This is a genomic window from Burkholderia dolosa (assembly GCF_902499135.1).
Classification (GTDB): domain Bacteria; phylum Pseudomonadota; class Gammaproteobacteria; order Burkholderiales; family Burkholderiaceae; genus Burkholderia; species Burkholderia dolosa.
In genome coordinates this window covers 1-16,122 of the sequence record NZ_CABVPR010000011.1, presented here as the reverse complement: position 1 = coordinate 16,122, position 16,122 = coordinate 1, and the positions used below count along the sequence as shown (strand labels likewise).

Here is a 16,122-nt window from a genome sequence, read left to right as displayed (position 1 = left end):
TGCTCGTCTCCCAATGGGACGCGCCGGGCCGTTCGCCTAACCTTCGCTACGGCAAAGCGCACGTGACGAAGCGACACGCCGCGTCGCCCGCCGCGACGTCGCCGCCGGCGCTCCGATGCGCGCTCCGCGCACGAACGACGCACGGCACGCGGCGCGTCGCGACACTGCCGACTATTCCAACCCGATACGAGACAACCCTGACGACGGCTTGCAACGAGCCGTTTCAGCATGCTGATAAAGGAGCAAGCTCATGAGCGATACCCCGGTGCAGCCGACGATCGGCGTCGGCGCCGAAGAAACGGACTTCGGCACCCAGGGCGTCATCGACCGGTACTTCGGCATTTCGTCGCGCGGCAGCACGCAGCGCCGCGAGATCGTCGCGGGCGTGACCACGTTTCTCGCGATGGTGTACTCGGTGTTCGTCGTGCCCGGCATGTTCGGCAAGGCCGGCTTCGACACGAGCGCCGTGTTCGTCGCGGTCTGCATGACGAGCGCGTTCGGTTCGCTGCTGATGGGCGTGTGGGCGAAGCTGCCGATCGCGATCGGCTGCGCGATCTCGTTGACCGCATTCACCGCATTCGGTCTCGTGCTCGGCAAGGGGCTGCCGCCGACGGTCGCGCTCGGCGCGGTGTTCCTGATGGGCGTCGTGTTCACCGGCATCTCGATCACCGGCGTGCGCGCGTGGATCCTGCGCAATCTGCCCGCCGGCGTCGCGCACGGCACGGGCATCGGCATCGGCCTGTTCCTGCTGCTGATCGCGTCGAACGACGTCGGCCTCGTGATCAAGAATCCGGGCGCCGGCCTGCCGGTGTCGCTCGGCCAGATCACCGCGTTCCCGGCGATCATGTCGGTCGTCGGCCTCGCCGCGATCTTCGGGCTCGAGAAACGCCGCGTGCCGGGCGGCATTCTGCTCGTCGTCATCGCGATCTCCGCGATCGGTCTCGCATTCGATCCGGCCGTCAAATACCGCGGCATCTTCGCGCTGCCGTCGCTGAGCGCACCCGGTCATGCATCGCTGATCGGCGCGATGGACGTGCGCGGCGCGCTGTCGATGGCCGTGCTGCCGAGCGTGCTCGCGCTCGTGATGACGGCCGTGTTCGACGCGACCGGCACGATCCGCGCGGTCGCCGGACAAGCCGGCCAGCTCGACGAGCACGGCCGCATCGTGAACGGCGGCCGCGCGCTGACGGCCGATTCGGTGAGCTCGATCTTCTCCGGCTTCCTCGGCGGCGCACCGGCGGCCGCCTATATCGAGTCGAGCGTCGGCGTGGCCGCCGGCGCGAAGACGGGGCTCGCGGCTGCCATGGTCGGCCTGCTGTTCCTCGTCGTGATGTTCTTCTCGCCGCTCGCGGCGCTCGTGCCATCGTATGCGACCGCGCCCGCGTTGATGTACGTCGGGCTGCTGATGCTCGGCAGCGTGAGCAAGCTGCACATGGACGACATGGTCGACGCGATGTCGGGCCTCGTGTGCGCGGTGTTCATCGTGCTGACCGCGAACATCGTGACCGGCATCATGCTCGGCTTCTCGACGCTCGTGATCGGGCGCGTCGCAAGCGGCGAGTTCCGCAAGCTGAACGTCGGCACCGTGCTGATCGCCGTCGTGCTCGTCACGTTCTATCTCGGCGGCTGGGCGATCTGATCGACGATTCGGCCGGCGACGTCTCCTCCGCCATCTTGAAGATGGACTCGAGCCTGGAACGCATGTTTCCAGGCTTTTTTTCGTGCGTCGCACGTCGTGACGATGCGATGCGATGCCGATATGGCATGACGCCCGGCGTCGATCACGTCGATGAAGCCGGCGCTTCACGAACGACGACGATCGCTTTCGTCGTACCAGCGTCGCATCGATTACGCCGACGATTGCGCGCGCATCGATGTTTCCGCTGCACGTTCCTCTGCACGTTCCTTTTTGACAGCGAATGCCCAAACGGCATCGAACGACGATCGCGCTTTCGCTTCGCCGCAAGCACGCTGCCGGCCGCGTAGCGCGCGGTACGTCGCGCGCGGCTGCGCGGAGCACGAACCGCTTCGCGACAGGCACGACGTTTGCCTCCGATGCGCGGCCTCGCCGCGCCGTGCGGCGGGCGCGCGTCGCTTCGTGGCCGCGGCGCACGGACGGTCGGCCAGCGCCGCATTGATCGAAGGAGACGTTGTCATGGACGAGACGGACGCATATCCGCATCACGACCGCCGCCGCTTTCTCGCCGGCGTGGCGGCGGTGGCCGGCAGTGTCGCGCTGTCGGGCTGCGGTGGAGGCGGCGGAGACGGCGACGGCGGCAGCGCGCCGGGCACCGACGGCAACGCGCCGGCGCCGTCGATCGGCAATACGCCTGCGCCGAACGCGGCCGATCGCTACAACCTGCCGCGGCCGGCCTTGCCCGATCCGGCGGGCTCCGGAATCGACCACATCGTGCTCGTCACGATGGAGAACCGCTCGTTCGACCACTTCATGAACTGGGTGCCGGGCGCCGAAGGGATGCCCGCGAACCAGCAGTTCAACGATGCGTTCGGCGCCATGCACGCGCCGTTTCCGCTCGCGTCGAACACCGCGTACGGCTATCAGGCGTGCGCGTTTCAGGATCCGAATCACGGCTACGAAGGCGCACGCACGCAGCTGGCGTCGGGCGCGATGAACGGCTGGCTGCTCCGCCCGGAACCAGCCAGAACCAGGGCGACCTGCTGCCGATCGGCTATTACACGTCGAGCGATCTGCCGTTCTTCAGCGCGGTCGCGAACAGCTACACGATTGGCGATTTCTACTTCAGCGGCATTCTGACCAGCACGTTTCCGAATCGCCTCTATCTGCACAGCGGCGCGACCGACCGCCTCGACGACGGCGTCGACAACTCGTCGCTGCGCACGATCTGGGACAACCTGAGCGACGCGAACGTCGGTTGCCGCTACTACTATCACGACGTGCAGTTCACCGCGCTGTACGGCACGCGCTACGTCGGCATCTCGCATCCGTTCTCGGCGTTCCTGTCCGACGCGGCGGCCGGCACGCTGCCGTCGTTCTGCATGGTCGACCCGAGATTCGCGGGCGAGCTGCAAGGCCTTTCCGCGGACGATCATCCGCATGCGGACATTCGCGACGGCCAGGCGTTTCTCAATCAGGTCTACGACGCGCTGCGCACGAGCCCGACGTGGAGCCGCACGCTGATGATCGTCGTCTACGACGAATGGGGCGGCTTTCTCGACCACGTGGTGCCGCCGGTCAGGCCGATCAGCAACAACGAGCTCGCGGTCGGCAACGACGGCAAGCTCGGCTTTCGCGTGCCGCTCGCGCTGCTCGGCCCGCGCGTTCGTGCAGGCACGGTCACGCGCTATCCGTTCGACCCGAGTTCGATCCACGCACTGTTGCAATGGCGTTTCGGGCTGCAGCCGCTCGGCGTGCGCGGCCGCGATCCGGCGACGTTCAATCTCGCGTATGCGCTGGACTTCACCGACGCGCCGCGCACCGACGCGCCGGCGTTCAGCGTGCCGCAAGGGCCGTTCGGCGGACTGTGCGCGGGCGCGACCGCGCCGGCTCCATCAAGCTCGGTGTCCGGGATCGATCCGTCGAAAATGGCCGCCAATCCGACGACCGAGCGTTTCGCCGAGCTGCGCGCGAAAGCCACTGCGCTGGGTTTCGCGACCGGAGGCTGACGCTCACGTGTGGGCGAGCGAGGCTGCCGGAGGCGCGGCGCCGTCGCGAAGTGCCGCGCTCGGCGATCCGGAAGCGAAGCGGCTGCCGCGGTGCCGGCTCGCGGCCTCGACCATCGCGTTCGTTCGCGAGCGGTTCATACACAGCGCCGTCGGCGCCCGGCGTTGCGTTGCCCGGCATTGCGTTGCGCCGAGACCGTCGCTGCATTCAGTGCAGGGACGCGCGCAGCCCGCAGTGCGCCGCGCACCGGATACGGCGCGCGCCGGCGAAACCCTTCGCGCCATCGCGATGCGCACAGCGCGAATTTTGTCGAGCCACGATTCGGTTCGATACGGCGCTCCCGCACACATGCCGAAGCACGCGTCGCGCACGCATCGTTCAGAATGCGCAAACGAAGACCACAGGCGCGACACGTCGCTCAAGACACGGCCGCACCTTTCAACCCGACCGATGACCCGCATCCGCCACACCCTGAACATCGCGCAGCTGCAGGCGTTCGTCTCCGCCGCGCATCACAAGAGCCTGCGCGCCGCCGCGCGCGAACTCCGCGTCACGCAGCCCGCGATCACGCACACGATCCGCGAACTGGAAACGGCGCTCAACGCGGAACTGCTCATCCGCAGCGTGCGCGGCGTCGAACTCACCGCGTGCGGTCATGCGCTGCTGCCGCGCGCCGAGCAGCTGCTCGGCGACATGCGTCGCACCGTCGAAGCCGTCGAGCAGGTGAAAGGCGAGATGTCGGGGCGCGTCGCGGTCGGCACGATGCCGTCGATCGCACTGACCGCGCTGCCGCACGCGGTCACCGCGTTTCGCCGCTCGATGCCGAACGTCAGCCTGCATCTGGAGGAAGTGACGGTGCCCGACGCGCTCGCGCAGCTGCGCAACGGCACGCTCGACATCGCTGCGATGCACCATGTGCCGGCGCTCGAACGCGATTTCACGCAGTCGCCGCTGCTGTCGACCGAATTCGCGGTCGTGATGCGCGACGGTCATCCGCTCGCGCATGCGCGCCGATTAGAGGAATTGCTCGATGCGGAGTGGATCGTCACCGTCGGCGCCGAGCAGTTTCCGCACAGCGTGATGATGGCGATGTTCGACGCGCGCGGGCTGCCGCTGCCGAAGCGGCTGCTGCGCTCGCCGATGTCGTTTGCGGTCACGCTGGGGCTCGTCGCGCGCTCCGACGTGATCGGCTGCTTCACGCGTCCGCTCGCCGCGATGGTCGCGCCGCTCGGCATCCGCACGGCCGAGCTCGACGAAACCCTGCCGCGCTTCGAGCTGTCGATCATCGCGCGGCGCGACCTGCTGCCGACGCCCGCCGTGTCGCAATTCGTCACGTGCCTGCAGCGCGCGGTCAACGAAACGCTCGGCTGAATCGTTCCTTGCTCTGAAACGGCCGCGCCGCACGCTGCGCAGCCGTGGGGCCCGGTATCGGGGCATGTCCTAGGCGCCCTGCCGGTATTTTGTCTTGATAATCTTGCGCACGTCGCGCGCCCGCATCGGGCGGGCGAAACGGACAGTCCGACGCGAAGCCGCGCCGGACCGAACGCTTACGGCGCGGCACAACCGCGCACCCATCGAACAAAACGAGGAGTCACCGAGTGAAAAAGATTCTTGCGGCTGTGACCGTAGCCCTGCTCGCCGTATCGGCCGGCACCGCATACGCGAAGGACTGGACGACCGTGCGGTTCGGCGTCGACGCAAGCTACCCGCCTTTCGAATCGAAAGGCCCTGACGGCAAGGTGGTCGGCTTCGACGTCGACCTCGGCAACGAAATCTGCCGCCGCATGAACGCGAAGTGCGTGTGGATCGAGAACGACTTCGACGGGATGATTCCGGCGCTGAAGGCCCGCAAGTTCGACGGCGTGCTGTCGTCGATGTCGATGACGCCGGCGCGTCAGGAACAGATCGCGTTCTCGTCGAAGCTGTTCAACACGCCGACGCGCCTCGTCACGAAGAAGGGCGCGGGCCTGCAGCCGACGGCCGAATCGCTGAAGGGCAAGTCGATCGGCGTCGAGCAGGGCACGATCCAGGAAACCTACGCGAAGACCTACTGGGCGCCGAAGGGCGTGAAGGTCGTTCCGTACCAGAACCAGGACCAGGTCTATGCGGACCTGATCGCGGGCCGCCTCGACGGCGCGCTGCAGGACGCGGTGCAGGCCGAGATCGGCTTCCTGAAGACGCCGCGCGGCGCGGGCTTCGACTTCGCGGGCAAGGATCTCGACGATCCGAAGACGCTCGGCGAAGGCGCGGGCATCGGTCTGCGCAAGGAAGACACCGACCTGAAGGCGAAGATCGACGCGGCGATCGCCGCGATGCGCAAGGACGGCACGTACGACAAGATCGCGAAGAAGTACTTCGATTTCGACGTCTACGGCAAGTAACGCGATGCATCGGCGCGCAACTTCGCGTGCGCGCCGCCTTCGCGCAGACGGGCTCCGGCAGGCGCCCGTCTTTTTTTGCGCGCGACGAAAAGCGGTGGACACGCATGCGGACACGGCGGCCGCGACGTGATTTTTTTCGCGCCAACCCGCTGATTCGGAACGGGAAACCGGATGCGGCGGGCGCGGTTTGATGGGGCCGACGAAGGCAACGTACAATCGACGTTCCACGCACATCGGTCACTCGCGGCTGCGCCGCACTCCCCTCACCATGCAAACGCAGACCCACCCGCTGATTTCCCCCGCCATCGGCACCGAACGCCAGATCACCAGCTTCCACTACGGCCCGCGCGGCGGGAAGAAGGTCTACATCCAGTCGTCGCTGCACGCGGACGAACTGCCCGGCATGCTGGTCGCCGCGCTGCTGCGCCGCAAGATCGCCGCGCTCGAGACGGCCGGCAAACTGCGCGGCGAGATCGTCGTCGTGCCGGTGCCGAACCCGATCGGCCTGTCGCAGCACGTGTTCGGCGATCACCTCGGCCGCTTCGAGCTCGGCTCGATGCAGAACTTCAACCGCAATTTCCACGATCTCGCGGCGCTCGTGCTGCCGCGCATCGAAGGCCGGCTCACGTCCGACGCGCAGCGCAACCTGGTCGCGGTGCGCGCGGCGATGCGCGAAGCGCTCGACGAGCAGAAGCCGCGCACCGAACTCGAATCGCAGCGTCTCGCGCTGCAGAAACTGTCGTTCGACGCCGACATCGTGCTCGACCTGCACTGCGACAGCGATGCGGTGATGCACCTCTATACGAACCCGGACCTGTGGGAAGACGTCGAGCCGCTCGCGCGCTATCTGGACGCGCAGGCGTCGCTGCTCGCGCTGAACTCGGTCGGCAACCCGTTCGACGAGATCCACAGCTTCTGCTGGTCCGACTTGCGCAGCCGGTTCGGCGACCGCTTCCCGATTCCGAACGGCTCGATCTCCGTGACGGTGGAGCTGCGCAGCGAGCGTGACGTGTCGTACGAACTCGCGGAAAAGGATGCGCAGGCAATCGTCGAATACCTGACCGAGCGCGGCGTGATCGAAGGCACGCCCGCGCCGCTGCCGCCGCTCGCGCATCCGGCCACGCCGCTCGCCGGCACCGACCCGCTCGTCGCACCCGTGTCCGGCGTGCTGGTGTTCCGCACGCCGGTCGGCGCGATGATCGAGGCCGGCCAGGAAGTGGCCGACATCGTCGATCCGCTGACCGATCGCGTCGTCACGCTGAAGAGCAGCGTGGCGGGCGTGCTGTACGCGCGGCAGGTCGTGCGCTTCGCGACGGCGGGCATGGAAGTCGCGCGCGTCGCCGGCGCGACGCCGATCCGCACCGGCTCGCTGCTGTCGGCGTGAGCGGTCGGGCCGCGGAGCGTCGGGCCGTGCTCGGCCCGCGCGAAGCGTGACGGCACGCGACGGAGCACATCAACGAAATCGCCCGCTTCGCGCGGGCGATTTCGTTTTTCGACGGGTCCGGCGCAGCGGCCGGACAGTACAGCACCGCGCGATCAGAACGCGGGCACGATCGCGCCGCCGAATTTCTGCTCGATGAACTTGCGCACGTCGTTCGATTCGTAGGCCGCGACGAGCTTCTTCACCCACGGCTTGTCCTTGTCCTGCGCGCGCACCGCGATCAGGTTCGCGTACGGCCCGCGCAGATCCTCGATCGCGATCGCGTCCTTCACCGGCGTGAGCCCGGCCTTCACCGCGTAGTCGGTATTGATCGACGCGGCGTCCAGGTCGGGCAGCGCGCGCGGCAGCTGCGCGGCGTCGAGCTCGACGATCCTGATCTTCTTCGGATTCTCGACGACGTCGAGCGGCGTCGCGTTCACGCCGTTCGTGCCGACGCCCGGCTTCAGCTTGATCACCCCGTATTTCTGCAGCAGGAGCAGCGCGCGGTTGCCGTTCGACGGATCGTTCTGGATCCCGACCTTCGCGCCCGCCGGCAAGTCCTTCAGCGACTTGAGCTTCTTCGAGTAAAAGCCCATCGGCGCGGTATAGGTCAGCCCGACGTTGACGATCTTGTAGCCGCGCTGCTTGATCTGGCTGTCGAGAAACGGCTGATGCTGGAAGCCGTTCGCGTCGAGATCGCCGGCGTCGAGCGCCGCGTTCGGCTGCACGTAGTCGTTGAATTCGATGACCTTGATCGCGAGCCCTTCGCGCGCGGCGACCTTCGTCACCTCGGTCCAGATCTGCGCGTCGGGGCCGCTCATCGTGCCGACCTTCAGCGTCTGCGGATCCGCGTGCGCGGCCGGCGCCGCGAAAGCCAGCGCCGCGGCAAGCGCGCCCAGCCCGGTCAGAATCGAACGTCGCATGGTGTCCTCGTATCCCGTGTCGTGATGGAAGCGCGCATCGTGACACGGGGCCGGAACGCGACCAACCAAGCTTATTTCATGTGCATATTCCTGATCCGGATCGAAAGACCCGCGAATTCGGTATAACCGCCGGCGACGCAACCGGGCAGAATTCGGGCCTGCCTGCAGAGCGAACGTGGCTGCGAATGCGCGGAATCGCCGATGCACGTTCCGTCTGCAAGCAGGCGCCGATGTCGCATCGGCGCCACACATTCTTCATATGACACAGGCTGTCACATTCATTACGTGGCCCGCCGATAAAGTTGCCGCCGGTCCGTGAAAGCGCCCGCAGAGAGCGCCGGCACCGCAACTGGACACGCCATTACATTCGCTCGGAGAATCCTTTGAACAAGAAACTGTTGACCATCGCCATCCTCGCAGCAACGGCAGGCACGGCACACGCGCAAAGCAGCGTGACGCTGTACGGCATCATCGACGCCGGTATCAGCTATGTGAACCACAGCAAGACCGCGAACGGCGGCAGCGGCAAGCTGTTCAAGTACGACGACGGCGTTGCGCAAGGCAGCCGCTGGGGCCTGCGCGGCACGGAAGACCTGGGCGGCGGCCTGAAGGCGATCTTCGTGCTCGAAAACGGCTTCAACAGCGGCACGGGCGCACTCGGCCAAGGTGGCGCGCTGTTCGGCCGTCAAGCCTATGTCGGCCTGAGCCAGTCGCAGTACGGCACGCTGACGTTCGGCCGTCAGTACTCGTTCTCGACCGACATCCTCGGTTCCAACTACTCGACGGGCGGCAACACGGTCGCAGGCAACTACGCGTACCACGTCAACGACGTCGACCAGCTCACGTCGAGCCGCATCAACAACGCAGTGAAGTTCCAGAGCGCGAACTACGCCGGCTTCACGTTCGGCGCGTTGTACGGCTTCTCGAACTCGACCGACTTCGCGGGCGCACCGGCGACGACGTCGGGCACCACGACGACGGCCGGCTCGTCGCGCGCGTACAGCTTCGGCCTGAACTACGCGAACGGCCCGTTCGCACTCGGCGCCGCATACACGGACATCCGCTTCCCGAGCCAGGCCACGCCGGCATTCTCGACGACGATCGCGAACATCAGCACGGGCAACATCCGCGACCTGCGCACGTACGGCGTCGGCGGCCGCTACATCTTCGGGCCGGCCACCGCATGGCTGCTGTGGACGCGCACGCAGTTCACCCCGCTCGCGAGCGGCGCATCGGGCACGTTCTACAACGCGTACGAAGCCGGCCTGAAGTATGCGATCACGCCGGCGCTGTCGGCCGCTGCCGGCTACACGTACACGAACGCGACGCAGAGCGGCAGCTCGGCGCACTGGAACCAGGGCAACGTCGCGCTCGACTACGCGCTCAGCAAGCGCACGGACGTGTACGGCCTCGTGATCTACCAGAAGGCCTCGGGCAACAACGTGCAGGCGCAGATCGGCTCGAGCACGAGCTACTTCAACACGTCGGGCAACGGTTCGTCGAACCAGATCGCAGCCCGCGTCGGTATCCGTCACAAGTTCTAAAGCATCCGCTCAACCGCGGATCACGACGGCAACAAGCGCCCCGCTCCACGCGGGGCGCTTTTTTATGGGCTTTTAAGTTTCGCTTAATTCTGGGCTGAGACGATGCGTTCACCCCCCCTGTTGGCCGCCTGAGCATCGGCGGCTTTTTTTTTGAGAGCCCGACGGCGCCGCCATCGATTGCCAACAAGACAGGATCGGAGGCCATGATGATCGAAGATACCGTTTTCAGCCATCTGCACACGCTGCTCACGCACCAGCATTCGCTGCCCGTCCAGAGCTGCCGCGTGTCGGTCGAAATGCAGCGTCCGTGGGGACGCCCGTACCGGCTCGTCGAATGGACGATGCATCTCGATGCGCCCGCACGGCGACAGATCGTGCCGGCCGAGTCGACCGACGAGGAAATCGCGGAAGTCGTCGCGTCGCACGTGCCGGGCCGGCTGTACGGCGACGGCCGGCTGCAGTTCTGACGTCGTCGTCCCGCCCCGTTCGCCCATTTGACCGGTTTCGACGCCGGTTTCCGCCGTCCCGCACGCGCGGTGCGGCAGTCGGCCTCGTTTGATGCGGCCGCGAAGTCTGCTACGCTGCGCGTTTTCGTCTACGCAACACACGATGGAAAACGCATTCAACGAACGCGGCGTGACCGTCACGCGCAACGGCCTGTCGACCGCCGGGCAGGTGTTCCCGCTGCGTGACATCCGCCGCGTCGATGTCGTCAAGATCCCGAAGAACCGTGTCGTTCCGTCGCTGATCTCGCTGATCGGCGCGGCTGCCGCCGTCGCGGGCGGCATCGGCGCATCGAGCGCGGCGCTCGTCGTCGGCGTGATGCTCGTCGTCGTCGGCTATCTCGCATGGACGACGCAGGACGTCACGTATCGCCTGATGGTCGAGATGCCGGACGGCGCGCGCGAGGCACTGTCGAGCGTCGATGCCGAATTCGTCGAACGCGTCGCGCAGGTCGTGCGCGATGCGCGGGCAACGACCGCCGCCGGCTGACTTTCGCCGTCGCGCGCCGCGCGTGCGTTTCACCGTTTCACCGCTTCGCCGCCGCACTCCCGCTGCGCACGCCGACCGCCTAGTATGGAAAAGCGGCACGCCGCCGCATCGTCCGTGGAGGTCGGCATGAACGCCCAATCGCTGTCCGGCATGCTTCGCGCGCAGGAACTGCTGCTCGTGTCGATGATCCGCGCACTTCCCGTCGATGCACGCCGCGCGCTCGTCGACGTCTACTCCGAACAGCTCGCGTTCGCCGAGCAGGCCGGCCTCGAAGGTCGCGCTGAGCGCGACGCGCACGACGCGTTCGTCGCACATGCCCGCAACCTGCTGATCCGGATCGAATCGCTGTCCTAGCGGCGCCCCGCCGCGCCCGTTTTCTCCAATTTCCGGCCGCCGCGCGCATCGGCCGCGCGGGCGAACGCTCGCCGCTGCGACGCGCTTGTCGTCCTTGTATCGATAATGATTCTCATTTAGACTGGCGAAATTGTCGGTTACCTTTCAATTCGCCGTTCGCCGCCTGCCGCGCGAACGGGCCAGCCAGGTGGACGCGTCACCCAGCCAGCCTTCGGGCTCGTTTTCGTCAATGGGAGACCACCTGTGCATTGCTATCCGCTCGCCCGGCGGCCGATCTGCGCCGCGCTGTTCGGCGCGCTCGGCTTGTCCGCCGCCCCCGCTTACGCCGATTCGTCGCCGCAAAGCGCCACGCCTTTACCTGTCGCCGTCGCCGCTTCGTCGCGCGCCGATGCGGCACTGCTGGATCCGGTCACCGTCACGGCCACCCGCACCGCCACGGCGGCGAGCCGCACGGCCGCGTCGGTATCGGTGATCACCGACGACGATCTCGACGAGCAGCAGGCGACGAACATCAAGGACGCGCTGCGCTACGAACCCGGCGTCACGGTGCGACGCACCGCGTACCGCCCCGGCAGCGCCGCGCTCGGCGGCGGCCGCGACGGCGACTCGAGCATCAACATCCGCGGCCTCGAAGGCAATCGCGTGCTGCTGATGGAAGACGGCATCCGGCTGCCTTATGCATTCTCGTTCGGACCGCTCGAAGCGGGCCGCGGCGATTATTCGGACCTCGACATGCTCAAGCGCATCGAGATCCTGCGCGGGCCGGCATCGGCGCTGTACGGCAGCGACGGGCTGACCGGCGCGGTGAACTTCATCACGAAGGATCCGCGCGATCTGCTGTCGATCTACGGCCGCCCGTATTACTTCTCGCTGCGGCCGAGCTACGACTCGACCGATCGCAGCATCGGCGCGACGGTGTCGGCCGCCGGCGGCAACGATCGCGTGCAGGGCATGATCATCGCGGACGGACGGCGCGGCCACGAAATCGACACGCGCGGCAGCAACAACTCGGCCAGCACGCTGCGCACGACGTCGAACCCGCAGGACGTTTATTCCGAATCGCTGCTCGGCAAGCTCGTGCTGACGCCCACCGCACGCGACACGATCAAGTTCACCGCCGAAACCGTGCAGCGCCGCGTGAGCACCGACGTGCTGTCGGCGATCAACGCGCCGGCCACGCTCGGCCTCACGACTCGCGACCGGCTCGAGCGCAACCGCTTCAGCGTCGACTACGACTTCCGCGACGATACGTTCCGCTGGTTCCAGAACGCGCACGTGCAGTTCTACTACCAGGACGCGAAACAGGATCAATACGCGTTCGAGACGCGTGGCACGCAGCGCTCGCGTTCGCGCGACAACCAGTACAAGGAGCGCACGTTCGGCGGCGCAGCGTTCACGGAAAGCGGCTTCTCCACCGGTCCGCTCGCGCACAAGCTGCTGGTCGGCGTCGACGGCAGCGTATCGCGCGTGACGAACCTGCGCGACGGCACGGTGCCCGGCGTCGGCGAATCGTTCCCGAACAAGGCATTTCCCGACACCGACTACACGCTGTTCGGCGCATTCGTGCAGGACCGGATCGGCTACGGCCGGCTGCTCGTCACGCCCGGCCTGCGCTTCGACACGTATCGGCTCAGCGCCGCGCAGAACGATCCGCTGTTTACCGGCAAGGCCGTGTCGACGAGCGCGAACGAGCTGTCACCGCGCGTCTCGGTACTGTACGAGATCGCGCCCGCACTGATTCCGTACGTGCAGTACGCACACGGCTTCCGCGCGCCGACGCCCGATCAGGTGAACAGCAGCTTCTCGAATCCCGTGTACGGCTACACGTCGATCGGCAACCCGAACCTGAAGCCCGAAACGAGCGACACGTTCGAAGCCGGGCTGCGCGGCAAAGCGGGCACCGGCTACGGCATCGTCCGCTACAGCGCCGCCGCATTCACCGGCCGTTACCGCAACTTCATCGCGCGCACGACGATCGCCGGCAACGGCAGGCCGAACGATCCGTTCGTCTTCCAGTACGTGAACTTCGCCGACGCCCGCATTCACGGCATCGAAGGCCGCGCCGAATGGGCGATGCCGAACGGCATCACGCTGAAGACGGCGATGGCGTTCACGAAGGGTTCGACGCAGAACGACGGCGCGGCCAGCCAGCCGCTGAACACGGTCAATCCGTTCTCGGCCGTGTTCGGCGTGCGCTACGAGCCCGGCGAACGCTGGTTCGTACAGACGGATCTGCTGTTCCAGGCCGCGAAACGCGACAAGGACATCGACCGGTCCGACTGCTCGAACCGCGCATGCTTCGCGCCGCCGTCGTCGCTCGTCGTCGATCTGCGCGGCGGCTACCGCTTCAACAAGCACGTGAGCGCGACGGTCGGCATCCGCAACCTGTTCGACCGCAAATACTGGAACTGGTCGGACGTGCGCGGCATCGCGGCCGACTCGCAGGTGCTCGACGCGTATACGTCGCCCGGACGCACGGTCGCCGTCAGCATGAAGGTCGATTTCTGACGCGCGTCGCTCGCGTTGCCCATCCCAACCGTCCCATGAAGGAGTTCGACATGATGCAATCCGCCGTTTCCGGTCAGCCGGCCGCACCGGCGCGCTCGGCCGCTGCGCTGCGCGACGCGTTCGTGAAGCTCAAGGCCGAGCGCCGGCTGCGCAACCGCGACGTCGCGCAGGCGCTCGGCGTCAGCGAAGGCGAAGCGCTCGCCGCGTTCGTCGGCGAACACGTCGTGCGCCTCGACGCGCGCTTTCCGGCGATGTTCGAGGAAATGCCGCGTCTCGGCCGCGTGATGGCGCTCACGCGCAACGATGCGGCCGTGCACGAGAAGGACGGCCGCTATGCGCAGATGAGTCATGACGGCCCCGTCGGGCTCGCGCTCGGCGACATCGATCTGCGCATCTTCTATCGACACTGGGCGTCCGCGTTCGCGGTGCACGACGAAACCGCGCACGGCCCGCTGAAGAGCCTGCAGTTCTTCGACGCGCAAGGTCATGCGATTCACAAGGTCTATCTGCGTGCGCACAGCGATCATGCGGCCTACGGCGCGTTCGTCGAGCGCTGGCGTGCCGCGTCGCAAACGCCCGGCCTCGACGTCGCGCCCGCGGTGCCGAAGACGCCCGAGCGCGCGGACACCGACATCGACGTCGCGGGTTTCCGCGCCGCGTGGGACGCGATGACCGACACGCACCAGTTCTTCGGGATCACGCAGCGCTTCGGCGTCAGCCGGATGCAGGCGCTGCGTCTCGCGGATCCGCGATACGCGTATCCGGTCGAGCCCGCGCATGCGCTGCGCCACGTGCTCGAGCGTGCCGCGCAGAGCGGCCAGCCGATCATGGTGTTCGTCGGCAACGCGGGAATGATCCAGATCCATACGGGGCCGGTCGCGAACGTGCGTGAAGTCGGCGCGTGGATCAACGTGCTCGATCCGGGCTTCAACCTGCACGTGCGCGAGGACATGATCGCCGCCGCGTGGGTCGTGAAGAAGCCGACGAGCGACGGCATCGTCACGTCGCTCGAACTGTTCGACCGTCGGCGCGAGCACGTCGCGCTGCTGTTCGGCGAACGCAAGCCCGGCAAGCCCGAGCGCGACGACTGGCGCTCGCTGGTCGCGGCACTGCCGCCGGCGGGCCGCGGAGACGCGCGATGAGCGCGCGACCGTTCGCGCCGCGGCGCCGCGCACTGCTGGCGCGCACACTTGCCGGCGCGCTCGCCGGCGCGGTGGCCGGCCGTGCGTTCGCGCAGGCCGAGCCGAAGCGCGTCGTCGTGATCGGCGGTGCGCTCGCGGAAACCGCGTTCGCGCTCGGCGGCGCGTACACGCGCAGCTATCGGCTCGTCGGCGCCGACACGACGTGCACTTATCCCGATGCCGCAAAGCAGCTGCCGAAGGTCGGCTATCAGCGCGCACTGTCGGTCGAAGGACTGCTGTCGCTGCGGCCCGACCTCGTGCTCGCATCGGCGGAAGCCGGGCCGCCGGCCGCAATCGCGCAGATCAAAAGCGCGGGCGTCGCGGTGACGACGTTCGACGAGCGCCACGATGCCGATTCGGTGCGCGCGAAGATCGCAGGCGTCGCGCGTGCACTCGACGTGCGCGATGCGGGTACCGCGCTGCTGCAGCGCTTCGATCGCGACTGGCAGGCCGCGCGCGACGCAGTGGCCGCGCGGCCGCCCGGCGGCGCGCAGCCGCCTCGCGTGCTGTTCGTGCTGAACCACACCGGCAACCAGGCGCTCGTCGCCGGCCAACGCACGGCCGCCGACGCGATGATCCGCTACGCAGGCGCACGCAACGCGATGCAGGGCTTCGATCACTACAAGCCGCTGACGACCGAAGCGCTCGCCGCGGCCGCGCCGGACGTCGTGCTGATTTCCGACGAAGGGCTCGCGGCCGTCGGCGGCCGCACCGCGCTGCTGGGCGCACCCGGTTTCGCCGCGACGCCGGCCGGCCGTACGCAGCGCGTGGTGTCGCTCGATGCACTGTTGCTGCTCGGCTTCGGTCCGCGGCTGCCGCTCGCAGTCACGACGCTGCATCGGCGTCTATCCGACGCGCTCGCCTGATTGCGGAGCGTCCGATGCCGGCTTCCGTTTCGCGTTTCCCTGCGGTGCCGCATGCGGCGCGTATCGGCGCGTCGCGCCGCGCGGCACCGTTCGCGCTGTCCGTGCTCGTCGTCCTCGTGTGCGCGATGTCGATCGTCGCGCTGTGCATCGGCGCGTACCGCATTCCGCTCGCACAGGCCTGGGCGGCGCTGAGCGGCGACCCGACCGCGCAGCAGGCGCGCGCGGTGCTCGTCGGCATCCGCGCGCCGCGGGTCGTGCTCGCGCTGCTCGTCGGCGCCGGCTTCGGCGCGGCCGGCGCCGCGATGCAGG

The 16,122-nt window shown here is 67.6% G+C and carries 13 protein-coding genes and 1 pseudogene; 13 read left to right on the top strand and 1 reads right to left on the bottom strand.

Annotation, left to right across the window (positions count from 1 at the left end; genetic code table 11):
• The first annotated feature begins 250 nt into the window (after nucleotides 1-250).
• The 5 genes and pseudogenes from BUB20358_RS07370 to BUB20358_RS07350 all read left to right on the top strand — a co-directional run bounded on the left by BUB20358_RS07370 (nucleotide 251) and on the right by BUB20358_RS07350 (nucleotide 7,408).
• Entirely contained in the window at nucleotides 251-1,639 is a 1,389-nt protein-coding gene (locus BUB20358_RS07370) for an NCS2 family permease (protein WP_006766561.1), read from the top strand.
• Nucleotides 1,640-2,155: 516 nt separating this feature from the next.
• Nucleotides 2,156-3,645: pseudogene (locus BUB20358_RS07365) on the top strand (alkaline phosphatase family protein).
• Between the two features lie 448 nt (nucleotides 3,646-4,093).
• The gene (locus BUB20358_RS07360) at nucleotides 4,094-5,014 is read left to right on the top strand and encodes a LysR substrate-binding domain-containing protein (protein ID WP_006766563.1); all 921 of its coding nucleotides are present in this window, start codon (nucleotides 4,094-4,096) and stop codon (nucleotides 5,012-5,014) included.
• Nucleotides 5,015-5,241: 227 nt separating this feature from the next.
• On the top strand, nucleotides 5,242-6,024 hold the full coding sequence (locus BUB20358_RS07355) for an ABC transporter substrate-binding protein (protein ID WP_006766564.1): 783 nt from the start codon (nucleotides 5,242-5,244) through the stop codon (nucleotides 6,022-6,024).
• 268 nt (nucleotides 6,025-6,292) lie between these two features.
• Nucleotides 6,293-7,408 (top strand): succinylglutamate desuccinylase/aspartoacylase family protein, encoded by a 1,116-nt coding sequence (locus BUB20358_RS07350; protein ID WP_035974654.1) that lies wholly within the window; start codon nucleotides 6,293-6,295, stop codon nucleotides 7,406-7,408.
• A 152-nt stretch (nucleotides 7,409-7,560) separates the two neighbouring features.
• Here BUB20358_RS07350 and BUB20358_RS07345 read toward each other — a convergent pair whose 3' ends face one another.
• Nucleotides 7,561-8,367 (bottom strand): MetQ/NlpA family ABC transporter substrate-binding protein, encoded by an 807-nt coding sequence (locus BUB20358_RS07345; protein ID WP_035974655.1) that lies wholly within the window; start codon nucleotides 8,365-8,367, stop codon nucleotides 7,561-7,563.
• 383 nt (nucleotides 8,368-8,750) lie between these two features.
• Here BUB20358_RS07345 and BUB20358_RS07340 point away from each other — a divergent pair, with 383 nt between their 5' ends.
• The 8 genes from BUB20358_RS07340 to BUB20358_RS07305 form a co-directional block, all read left to right on the top strand.
• Nucleotides 8,751-9,911 (top strand): porin, encoded by a 1,161-nt coding sequence (locus BUB20358_RS07340; protein WP_006766567.1) that lies wholly within the window; start codon nucleotides 8,751-8,753, stop codon nucleotides 9,909-9,911.
• A gap of 206 nt (nucleotides 9,912-10,117) precedes the next feature.
• On the top strand, nucleotides 10,118-10,378 hold the full coding sequence (locus BUB20358_RS07335; RefSeq protein ID WP_035975389.1) for a DUF2866 domain-containing protein: 261 nt from the start codon (nucleotides 10,118-10,120) through the stop codon (nucleotides 10,376-10,378).
• Between the two features lie 142 nt (nucleotides 10,379-10,520).
• A complete protein-coding gene (locus BUB20358_RS07330) occupies nucleotides 10,521-10,904 on the top strand; it encodes a DUF6232 family protein (RefSeq protein ID WP_035974657.1) in 384 nt (127 codons plus the stop codon).
• Nucleotides 10,905-11,030: 126 nt separating this feature from the next.
• Entirely contained in the window at nucleotides 11,031-11,258 is a 228-nt protein-coding gene (locus tag BUB20358_RS07325; RefSeq protein WP_035975390.1) for a hypothetical protein, read from the top strand.
• Between the two features lie 243 nt (nucleotides 11,259-11,501).
• Nucleotides 11,502-13,766, top strand: coding sequence for a TonB-dependent hemoglobin/transferrin/lactoferrin family receptor (locus BUB20358_RS07320; protein ID WP_006766571.1), 2,265 nt, complete (start codon nucleotides 11,502-11,504; stop codon nucleotides 13,764-13,766).
• A 50-nt stretch (nucleotides 13,767-13,816) separates the two neighbouring features.
• On the top strand, nucleotides 13,817-14,908 hold the full coding sequence (locus tag BUB20358_RS07315; protein ID WP_006766572.1) for a hemin-degrading factor: 1,092 nt from the start codon (nucleotides 13,817-13,819) through the stop codon (nucleotides 14,906-14,908).
• The gene (locus BUB20358_RS07310) at nucleotides 14,905-15,813 is read left to right on the top strand and encodes a heme/hemin ABC transporter substrate-binding protein (RefSeq protein WP_035974660.1); all 909 of its coding nucleotides are present in this window, start codon (nucleotides 14,905-14,907) and stop codon (nucleotides 15,811-15,813) included. The genes BUB20358_RS07315 and BUB20358_RS07310 overlap by 4 nt, the downstream gene beginning before the upstream one ends.
• Nucleotides 15,814-15,827: 14 nt before the next feature.
• Nucleotides 15,828-16,122 (top strand): iron chelate uptake ABC transporter family permease subunit (locus BUB20358_RS07305; RefSeq protein ID WP_174905060.1); only part of this gene is annotated, 295 nt, incomplete at its 3' end.